At 64.0% G+C, this 10,207-nt stretch carries 8 protein-coding genes and 1 tRNA gene; 7 read left to right on the top strand and 2 right to left on the bottom strand.

Features of this window, described 5'->3' with window-relative positions; translation table 11 throughout:
- Window positions 1–325: 325 nt before the first annotated feature.
- From P0R31_RS04930 to P0R31_RS04900, 7 genes are all read left to right on the top strand, one after another.
- Entirely contained in the window at window positions 326–1,402 is a 1,077-nt protein-coding gene (locus P0R31_RS04930) for an NAD(P)H-dependent flavin oxidoreductase (protein WP_275513076.1), read from the top strand.
- Between the two features lie 76 nt (window positions 1,403–1,478).
- The gene (gene gatC, locus P0R31_RS04925) at window positions 1,479–1,766 is read left to right on the top strand and encodes an Asp-tRNA(Asn)/Glu-tRNA(Gln) amidotransferase subunit GatC (protein WP_128265297.1); all 288 of its coding nucleotides are present in this window, start codon (window positions 1,479–1,481) and stop codon (window positions 1,764–1,766) included.
- A gap of 14 nt (window positions 1,767–1,780) precedes the next feature.
- Complete coding sequence (locus P0R31_RS04920) at window positions 1,781–2,005, top strand: hypothetical protein (RefSeq protein WP_025036737.1); 225 nt, start codon at window positions 1,781–1,783, stop codon at window positions 2,003–2,005.
- Window positions 2,002–3,477: an Asp-tRNA(Asn)/Glu-tRNA(Gln) amidotransferase subunit GatA gene (gatA, locus tag P0R31_RS04915; RefSeq protein ID WP_275513075.1), complete on the top strand. Its 1,476-nt coding sequence runs from the start codon at window positions 2,002–2,004 to the stop codon at window positions 3,475–3,477. Before P0R31_RS04920 ends, gatA begins: the two co-directional genes overlap by 4 nt.
- Window positions 3,468–3,770 (top strand): hypothetical protein, encoded by a 303-nt coding sequence (locus P0R31_RS04910; protein WP_156447234.1) that lies wholly within the window; start codon window positions 3,468–3,470, stop codon window positions 3,768–3,770. The genes gatA and P0R31_RS04910 overlap by 10 nt, the downstream gene beginning before the upstream one ends.
- A complete protein-coding gene (gene gatB / locus P0R31_RS04905) occupies window positions 3,767–5,245 on the top strand; it encodes an Asp-tRNA(Asn)/Glu-tRNA(Gln) amidotransferase subunit GatB (RefSeq protein WP_275513074.1) in 1,479 nt (492 codons plus the stop codon). Before P0R31_RS04910 ends, gatB begins: the two co-directional genes overlap by 4 nt.
- A 1,569-nt stretch (window positions 5,246–6,814) precedes the next feature.
- Window positions 6,815–7,081 carry a hypothetical protein gene (locus P0R31_RS04900; protein WP_275513073.1) on the top strand — a complete coding sequence of 89 codons (267 nt, stop codon included), beginning with the start codon at window positions 6,815–6,817 and terminating at the stop codon, window positions 7,079–7,081.
- Window positions 7,082–7,141: 60 nt separating this feature from the next.
- On the opposite strand, the gene P0R31_RS04895 is transcribed toward P0R31_RS04900, so the two are convergent.
- Both P0R31_RS04895 and P0R31_RS04890 read right to left on the bottom strand, forming a co-directional pair.
- Window positions 7,142–9,217, bottom strand: a complete 2,076-nt coding sequence (locus P0R31_RS04895) for a tetratricopeptide repeat protein (protein ID WP_275513072.1) — start codon at window positions 9,215–9,217, stop codon at window positions 7,142–7,144.
- Between the two features lie 477 nt (window positions 9,218–9,694).
- Window positions 9,695–9,787, bottom strand: a tRNA-Ser gene (locus P0R31_RS04890).
- Window positions 9,788–10,207: the final 420 nt, after the last annotated feature.

Here is a 10,207-nt window from a genome sequence, read left to right as displayed (position 1 = left end):
GCCTCCATCGCGTTCAATATGAGGCGGTGGGCCACGATCACCGCCTGAACTGCCCGCCGAGGGTGGCAATTACAAACTCGGACCGCAATCCACGCGACTGCGGCCCTCTATCCTGACGTCTTCGGCCTCAAAAAGCAGTAGCGCAACAGGCCCCTTGTGGGAGAAGGTGGCGCGAAGCGCCGGATGAGGGGTTCTCTCCCCGGAGCATGAAGTCAAATCGGAGAGGTCTGCGTCCGCGGATGCAAACCCCTCACCCGTCTCGCCGCTATCGCGGCGAGCCACCCTCTCCCACAAGGGAGAGGGTAAGAGAGAGCGAGACCAAACCATGTGGCCTGACCGTCGACTGATCGATCTCTTCAAGACCGAATTCCCGATCGTGCTGGCACCGATGGCGGGCGTGATGGATGCGGAGCTGGTGATCGCGGCTGCGCAGGGCGGGGCGCTGGGGTCGCTGCCGTGTGCGATGATCTCGCCGGAAAAGGCGCGCGAGCAGGTTCGTCTCATTCGCCAGCGCGTGAAGGCGCCGGTCAACGTGAACTTCTTCTGCCACACGCCGGTCGAGCTCACGGCTGCGGCCGAAGCGCGATGGAAGCAGCGGCTCGCGGGCTACTATTCCGAGCACGGACTCGATCCCTCCGCGCCGATCGCGGCTGCGAACCGCGCGCCGTTCGATGCAGCGTTCTGCGAGGTGGTCGAGGAGCTGAAGCCGGAGGTCGTCAGCTTCCATTTCGGCCTGCCGGAGCAAGCGCTGCTGCGGCGCGTCAAGGCGGCGGGTTGCCGGGTCATCTCGTCCGCGACGACTGTGAAGGAGGCGGTCTGGCTGGAAGAGCGCGGCGTCGATGCCGTGATCGCGCAAGGTGCCGAAGCGGGCGGCCATCGCGGCATGTTCCTGACCGACAAGATCGCCGAGCAGCCCGGCACCTTCGCGCTGGTGCCGCAGGTCGTCGATGCCGTGAAGGTGCCGGTGATCGCGGCGGGCGGCATCGCCGACGGACGCGGCATTGCTGCAGCCTTCGCGCTCGGTGCCGCCGGCGTGCAGATCGGCAGCGCCTATCTGCGCTGCCCGGAATCCAAGGTCAGCGCGGGCGGCCGCAAGGCGCTCGCCGAGGCGCGGGACGATTCCACCGTCATCACCAATGTCATGACCGGCCGGCCTGCGCGCGGGGTGCAGAACCGGCTGATGCGCGAGGCCGGCCCGATCTCGCCGGATGCACCGCCGTTTCCCCACGCCGCGACGGCACTGGGACCGCTGAAGGCGGCTGCCGAAAAGCAGGGCAGGGTGGATTTCACCAATCTCTGGGCAGGGCAGGCCGTTGCGCTGGGCCGCGAGCTCCCCGCCGCCGAATTGACCCGGGATCTCGCCAAATCGGCGCTGGGGCGCATGAAGGCCCTCGCCGGATAGGGGGAGGCGCCGGTTGCGGCGCAAAAGCGGCCTCTGCTATACGGCACATAGGTTTTGCCGTAAGAGGCCTTATATAATGTCCGTCGACGCCGCTACCGTCCGCCGCATCGCGCATCTGGCGCGCATCGCGGTTTCCGAGGACGAGGTTCCGCATCTGCAGGGCGAGCTCAACGCCATGCTCGCTTTCGTCGAGCAGCTCTCGGAGGTCAATGTCGAGGGCGTGGAGCCGATGACCTCGGTCACCCCGATGCAGATGAAGAAGCGGCAGGACGTGGTCGACGACGGCGAGATCGCCGACGATATCGTTGCCAACGCGCCCGCGACCGAAGGTCACTTCTTCCTGGTGCCGAAGGTCGTTGAATAAACAGGTTAGGTCCGATGTGCCTGCTTTGCGACGATGAGAAGGCCTATCAGGCCTACATGAATTACCTCGACAAGATGGAACGGCAGGGCAAGGCTGCCGATCCCAACGTCGCCGTCAATGCCGTGCTCGACGAGATCGAGGCGGCCGCGAAAGCCGCCGCCAAGAAAAACGTCATGCAAGACGACCCGGCCAACGACAAGACCCTGTCTCCGTTCTTCTGCAGCCCGATCAATAAATGACCGATTTGACATCGCTGACGCTCGCCGAGGCCCGCAAGGGTCTCGCGGCAAAAAATTTCACGTCGCTCGAGCTGACCGACGCGCATCTTTCCGCGATCGAGAAAGCGCGCGTGCTCAACGCCTTCGTGATGGAGACGCCGGACCAGGCGCGCGCCATGGCGCGCGAGGCGGATAGCAAGATCGCCAAGAGTGATGCGGGCCCGCTCGCCGGCATCCCGCTCGGCATCAAGGACCTGTTCGCGACCAAGGGCGTGCGCACCACGGCGTGCTCGAAGATCCTCGGCAATTTCGTGCCGACCTACGAGTCCACCGTCACCTCGCAGCTCTGGCGCGACGGCGCGGTGATGCTCGGCAAGCTCAACAATGACGAGTTCGCGATGGGCTCGGCCAACGAGACCTCGTGCTTCGGCCCCGTCGGCAATCCCTGGCGTCGCGAGGGCAGCAACACGACGCTGGTGCCGGGCGGCTCGTCCGGCGGCTCGGCCTCGGCCGTGGCGGCGCTGCTCTGCATGGGCGCGACCGCGACCGATACCGGCGGCTCGATCCGCCAGCCGGCCGCGTTCACCGCGACCGTCGGCATCAAGCCGACCTATGGCCGATGCTCGCGCTGGGGCATCGTCGCCTTTGCCTCCTCGCTCGACCAGGCGGGCCCGATCGCGCGCAGCGTACGCGATGCCGCGATGCTGCTGCGCTCGATGGCCGGCCACGATCCCAAGGACACGACGTCGGTCGATATCCCCGTACCGGATTACGAGGCCGCGATCGGCAAGTCCGTGAAGGGCATGAAGATCGGCATCCCCCGGGAGTATCGCCTCGACGGCATGCCGGCCGAGATCGAGAAGCTTTGGGAAGCGGGCGCCAAGTGGCTGAAGGCGGCCGGCGCCGAGCTGGTCGAAGTGTCGCTGCCGCACACCAAATATGCGCTCCCGGCCTATTACATCGTGGCGCCGGCGGAGGCCTCGTCCAACCTGGCGCGCTATGACGGCGTGCGCTACGGCCTGCGCGAGCAGGGCAAGAACATCATCGAGCTCTACGAGAACACCCGTGCGGAGGGATTTGGCGCGGAGGTGCGCCGCCGCGTCATGATCGGCACTTACGTGCTCTCAGCCGGCTATTACGATGCCTATTACCTGCGCGCGCAGAAGGTGCGCACGCTGATCAAGAAGGATTTTGAGGACTGCTTCGCCAAGGGCGTCGACGCCATCCTCACCCCGGCGACGCCGTCGGCGGCCTTCGGCATCGGCGAGAAGGGCGGCGCCGACCCGGTCGAGATGTATCTCAACGACATCTTCACGGTGACCGTGAACATGGCGGGCCTGCCCGGCATCGCGGTGCCCGCCGGCAAGGACGCGCAGGGCCTGCCGCTCGGGCTGCAACTGATCGGCCGTCCGTTCGATGAGGAGACGCTGTTCTCGCTCGGCGAGGTGATCGAGCAGGCCGCCGGCCGCTTCACGCCCGCGAGGTGGTGGTGAATGTCGCCGATTTTATCGCGAGTCTCGGCGGCGCGGCGCCCGCGCCGGACCTGAACGCGCCGCTCGCCGGCCTCTGGTGGGCGGCGAAGGGCGACTGGGACCGCGCGCACACGATCGTTCAGGACGAGAGCAGCCGCGAGGCCGCCTGGGTGCATGCCTATTTGCACCGTGTCGAAGGCGATCTCGGCAATGCCGGCTATTGGTATCGCCAGGCCGGCCAGCCGGCGGCAAAGGATTCATTGGAAGCGGAGTGGGAGCGGATCGCTGCCACGCTGCTCGGGAGCAGGACATGAGCACGGCCACGCACAAGCTTCTCAAGGGCTCAACCGGTGACTGGGAGATGGTCATCGGCATGGAGATCCATGCCCAGGTGACCTCGAACGCCAAACTGTTCTCGGGCGCGTCTACCGCTTTCGGCGGCGAGCCGAACAGCCACGTCTCGCTGGTCGACGTCGCGATGCCGGGCATGCTGCCGGTCATCAACGAGGAATGCGTCAGGCAGGCTGTCCGGACCGGGCTCGGCCTCAACGCGCAGATCAACCTTCGCTCGGTGTTCGACCGCAAGAACTATTTCTATCCGGACCTGCCGCAGGGCTACCAGATCAGCCAGTATAAGTCGCCCATCGTGGGCGAGGGTGAGGTGATCATCGATCTCGACGGCGGCAAGACGGCCACCATCGGTATCGAGCGGCTGCATCTGGAGCAGGATCCCGGCAAGATGCTGCACGACCGGTCGCCGTCGCTGTCCTACATCGATTTCAACCGCTCTGGCGTGGCGCTGATGGAGATCGTCTCGAAGCCTGATATCCGCGACGCCGAGCAGGCCAAGGCCTATGTGACCAAGCTGCGCTCGATCATGCGCTACCTCGGCACCTGCGACGGTGACATGGAGAAGGGATCCCTGCGCGCCGACGTCAACGTGTCCGTGCGCAGGCCCGGCGCGCCGCTCGGCACCCGCTGCGAGATCAAGAACATGAACTCGATCGCCTTCATCGGCCAGGCGATCGAGTATGAAGCGCGGCGCCAGATCGAGATCCTGGAGGACGGGGGCGAGATCGAGCAGGAGACGCGCCGGTTCGATCCCAACAAGGGCGAGACGCGCTCGATGCGGTCGAAGGAGGAGGCGCACGATTATCGCTATTTCCCCGACCCCGACCTGTTGCCGCTGGAGTTCAGCCAGGACTTCGTCGACGCGCTGAAGGCGAAGCTGCCGGAGCTGCCGGATCAGAAGAAGGCGCGCTTCGTCGCCGATTTCGGCCTCTCGGCCTATGATGCGAGCGTGCTGGTCGCCGAGCGCGAGAGCGCGCTGTTCTACGAGACGGTGCTCGACAAGCTCGCTAGTCGCGCCCGCGACGGCAAGATGGCGGCGAACTGGGTGATCAACGAGCTGTTCGGCCGTCTCAACAAGGAAGGCCGGGATATTACGGCCTCGCCCGTCAATGCCGGGCAACTGGCTGCGATCATCGACCTGATCGGCGAGGGCACGATCTCGGGCAAGATCGCCAAGGATCTGTTCGAAATCGTCTGGCAGGAGGGCGGCGATCCCCGCGCGCTGGTCGAAAGCCGTGGCATGAAGCAGGTCACGGATCTCTCTGCGATCGAAAAAGTGGTCGACGACATCATCGCGGCCAATCCCGACAAGGCGGCGCAGGTGAAGGACAAGCCGCAATCGCTCGGCTGGTTCGTGGGCCAGGTGATGAAGGCATCCGGCGGCAAAGCCAACCCGCAGAGCGTCAACGACCTGCTCAAGTCCAAGCTCGGCGTCTAAGCCTCGCGCATTCGAACGAGGTGACGGACGCGTTTCGTCACCTCGCTTTCGGTTCTCGCGGCGCGCTCGCGCGCATCCTCGACGGCAAACTTCATCCTGATCGACGGCGATGCGGCGGGGCGAATCGCCGCCGCGCGATTCGCCCGAAACGGCGGCTTGAACGCGCTCCGGCGAGCGCCCGCGCCGTTAAGCATGAAAATATTTTCGTTGCCAAAAATCGCGACTCAGAGTCCGCGAAACGCCTTTGCGAGGCGACCGCACGATTGTCGATGCGCATCGCTGCGTTGGTCGCGCGCGATGCGCGCGTGCGAAAAAATACTTGCTGCATAGTGTTTTCGCGCAATCGCATCGTTCGCGAACGTCGGCGATGCGAGCGCTCCGCATGATCGCAAGTGGACGCCGTACGAAGCGCCTGCGTCGCGCCCGCCAAGCGCAGGCGCCTTGCTGCGTCAACACTTCTTTAAGCGAGAAGCTGTTTTTTTCTTCGTGTTGGTGTATTCGGGATGAAGTGCATTCGATCCCCGAGTGCACGCAGCGATTAAAGCCATCTCACACATCGGAGGGCAACATGGCCAAGAAAGCGAAGAAGGCGAAGAAGGCGAAGAGCGCAGTGAAGAAGACTGCGAAGAAGACCCGCAAGGTCGCGAAGAAGAAGAAGTAACTTCGCTTCTGAAGTTGCCGGCTCCAGATAGCCGGCACGTCATCAGCGCCTCCTAAAGGTTCTGGTCGACGATAGAGGGTGTCGGCGAGACATCAGGTCAACGGTCGGACCGTTCTCTTTCGCGGTCCGGCAGAAGAAACGAGTTTTCTTCGTTCGGTGCGGTTCTCCTCAACGGGCTCCGCAATTTCACGACAGGCCTTCGGGCCAAAGTGGAATCTGGTCCTGACGTGTTCGCCGACGCCCTCGTTCCCTTGAAGCCGGGGCATTGCCGGCATTCCTCTCCCTCACATCGTTGATTTGACCGCGTCGCGTCCGAGCGCGCTTCTGTCATGCCGGCTTGATCGCTTGGCTTGGAGAGGCAAGGCGACCTGTGGCGTGATCGCGCGCCGTTTCGCCCAGCGGTGTCGCCGCCCGGCTCCGACGGGCCGATCCAGCACGCGCGGCTTGTCTTGGAACGATTGCGGCCGCTGGAATACTGGGTCACCCGCCTGCCACCTTCGCCGCTTCGGCGGCCCGAGACCGCATACCGCGGAAGCCTTGGCGTAGCGGGGGCGCGGGTGACGCCAGTTGAAGAAAAGCAGCCACATGACCTGCGCCACTGCGCGCGATGGTTATCGATGTCCTGAAATCCCAGGGTAAACCGAATCTGACGAATGACAGAAGTGCCTGCGAATCATGGACTTCTTGAATTCTCGGCGTAGGAGGCGCGCGCCAGCGTTTACGTCTGCTTCATCGCGATGCTTAAACTGCCATTCAAATTTGCCCGCCATCATCACCTCCAACAAGCCGGCAAACGGCGATGGGGAAGAGTTGAACAGTGCACGATCCCGGGAAGGGTCATGCACATCAGAGTTGGACGGGAGCCGCGCTCGGGGGACGAGGCGGCATAAGAACAAAGGGGATGCGTGATGTTTCAGGGTACTTTCGATCTGGAGACGGCAACGCCGGTCGATGCGAGCGCGCTGTCGGACGTGCTGTTCGAGCGCGGGATCTATTGGGCGAGCGGCCGCTCCGGCATCGTCGATCTCGTCGCCGCGCACAAATGGTTCAATCTCGCCGCGCTGAAGGGCCGCAAGGACGCCGTCGCGTTGCGCCAGGAAGTCGCCGGCCAGATGTCGGACGTCGAGATCTCCGTCGCGCAGCGTGAGGCGAGAGCCTGGGTCTGTGCGCACTGAGCGGTCAATTCGCTTGGGAACCGGACCTTGACCGGGCGGCACCATCGCGCCGAGGCGGTCTCATGGTAAGGCTTGCACGGCAAACGAGGCCGGCGCTTCGCCGGCGCAATGCCGGCGCCAGATTTCGTCGAAAGCCTTTTCGATGTCCCGCGTCATGCGGACAGTATCGAAAAGCGGCCAAGTGGTCCGGCGCGCCGCCAGCTTGTTCCTGAGCGCGGCGCGAAGCTCGGAATCGTGCGCGATCCGAAGCGCCAAGTCCTCATATTCGTCCAGCGATCGCGTCACCAGCTCGGGAAGGCCGACGGCATTCAGGAGACTGGCTGCAACGCGTCCGGCAAAGGTGGTGCCGAGGCAGGTCAGGACCGGCAAGCCAGCCCAGAGGGCGTCGCTGGCCCCGGTGTGGGCGTTGTAAGGCAATGTGTCCAGGAACAGATCGGCGACCTGGTGGCGCGCCAAATGCTCCTCAGCAGGGAGGCGCGGAGCGAACACGATTCTCTCAGCGGCAATCCCCCGCGCAACGGCTTCGCGCTTCAGATTCTCCGTGGCGACCGGGTCACCATCCAGCAGCCAAAGGACGCTTCCGGGGGTCTTGTCGAGCAGCCGCATCCAGACGCCGAACAACGGGGGCGTGATCTTGGGGCTTCTGTTGAACGCGCAGTAGACGAACGCATCGTCCGCCAGTCCGAGCTGGCTCCGGCTCGGTGGATTTGACGGGAGCGGTCGCTTTGCGTCGGTCGCCTGGTAGCTATTGGGAAGATAGATCACCTTCTCGGCGTAATAAGGCTGCTCTGCTTCGGGGATGACGATCCGGTCGGCCATGAGATAGTCGACATAGGGGGCGCCCATCGTGCCGGGAAATCCGAGATAGCTGACCTGGATAGGAGCCGGCCGGCGTGCAATGATTTTCGGCCGCGCACCGGCGGTGAAGCCGCCGAGATCGACGAGAACCTCGATCTCGAGCTGGCCGATCAGCTTGACGACGTCCTCGTCGGCGAGATCGCCGACATCTTCAAAACGTTCGAATGCGGCCCTCAGGCGGTCGCGCATCTGGCTGTCGTCGTCGGGCCCGCAGGAGATGGCGGTGACGTCGAAGCGCTCGCGGTCGTGCGCCTCGAAGATTCCGGCCATCAAATACGCGGTGGCATGACTGCGAAAATCGGCCGACATGTACGCGACCCGGAGCCGGGACGCCGGACTCGGCGTTGCGGGCCTGGCGGCACCGCCGTCGGGGGTCACCTTGGCGACATAGGCCTTCGCGCAGGTCAATTGGCGTGCAGGAGATGAGGAGACATGAAAGAAGGCGAAGGGGTCGATCGGCACGCCCGCCTCGACAGCTTCGTCCATGGCGGCCTGTTCACGTTCGAAACTGCTCCAGTCGGCGCGATTCCGCTTGCAAGCAACCAGTTTGCTCAGCGCAAACGGGAACGTCTTATCAAGTGCGACCGTTCGTTCCAGAGCCACGATCGCTTCGTCGTCTCGTCCCAGCTGGCCAAGAACCTCGGATAACGCGAAATGGTTCTGTGGGTCGCCCGGTGCAAGCTCGATGGCGCGGCCGTAGCTGTCACGCGCTTCCTCGAGTCGGCCAAGCTGGTGCAATGCGCTGCCTCGGTTGGCGAACGCGGCGCTCGACGGTGCGATCGCAATGGCGCGATCAAACTCGGCTATGGCGTCGCCGAGCTGCTGCCGTGCAATGAGGATCGCTCCGCGATTGAGATGCGCGTCCGCGAAGTTCGGAGCCAGGGCGATCACTTTCGCAAGCCAGACGAGCGCATCGTCCGGCTTGTTCAGCGCGCGCAGCACGTTGGCATAGTTGAAAAGAACGTCGGGATTGCCGGGGTCGACGCGTGCAGCCTTCTTCAGCAAAGGCTCGGCGTCCGCAAACTGGCCGCGCTGGGCGTGCAACAGCCCCAGCATATGGAGCGCGACGGCATGCGTTCTGCTCCCCTTCAGGATGGTCGTGTAGGCCCGTTCCGCTTCCGACAGATTGCCCGAACGGTGCGCCGCAATTGCCTGGTCCAGAATAGCCGACGGATGGAGTGAGGAGGGGGCCGAGGCTCCCTTGTTGCGGCCTTGTTGCGACATGCGATGGGTTTCTGGACCCGACGTAGGGGTCTGTGCTCGGGCGAAATGGTGCAAAAACTCTAGTCACCTTTGCCGGCAAGAACAACGGCCGCGCCGCCTGCGCTTCCTTCGCACGGGCAGGCCCGGTGGCGCTGAAGCAAGTTTCTCCGTCACGCCGCCCAGAATCCGACGGCATGAGCAACCAGGCTACGAATAGACGATGGCTGCCGATTCAGATCGCTCCCGACGCGTGCGACCTGGAGCTCGGGCGTCTGCACCAAACAGGAATTTCGCCATGGTCCTTTCCATGCCGGCGCAAGGGCGGCATCTGGTTCAATGTCTGGGCCGATGAGGCCGTGCTGATAGCGCCCTCGCATTGGCGGGTCTGGCGATCCGGCATTTAGGTGGGTGCTCACATATATCAGGAGCGCGCGAATCGCGCGGGCTTGCCGCCCTCATCCTTGTGCGGAACTTTCGTACCGGCGTCGCCCATCGCCTTCCGCTGGACGCGCGCAGAGACCTTGATTCTGCTTCCGGGATTCGGCTGCCGGGTGGCGGAGAGGGAGGGATTCGAACCCTCGATACAGCTTGAGACCGTATGACGCTTTAGCAAAGCGTTGCCTTCAGCCACTCGGCCACCTCTCCGGTGCGAGCCTTATGCATCTATTTGCTCGGGCTGGTCAATTTGCAAGCGCGCGTTTTCGCTCGAATATTCCCAGTGATTTGCGAAACGAGACGGGTTTGCGCTCGGACGAGGGCATGGCGCTGAATTTGCGAGGAAATTCAAAGGTGCAAAGAAAGGACGAGCACCTCCAGATCCCAGATCCTCGCTCGCCGAGCTCTCCGGCCCGATCGTTCCCGCGCCGCGACCTCCATTCCATATCTCCATATAGAGGTGATAGAGAGTGCGACCCGGGCGCCCGAGGCATTGCAGGGACCTGCTTCGTCAGATTGCACGGCGGGGAGGAGGGTCGATGCCTGCCCATTGAGTCTCCTTCTGATTCTACGATTCGAGCGCCTCAAAGCTGGCTCAAGCCGAGCTCGCGCGCGCGTCGCCTCATGTGT

Source organism: Bradyrhizobium yuanmingense, assembly GCF_029167105.1.
GTDB lineage: Bacteria > Pseudomonadota > Alphaproteobacteria > Rhizobiales > Xanthobacteraceae > Bradyrhizobium > Bradyrhizobium yuanmingense_A.
This window is presented reverse-complemented; position numbering and strand designations above follow the sequence as displayed.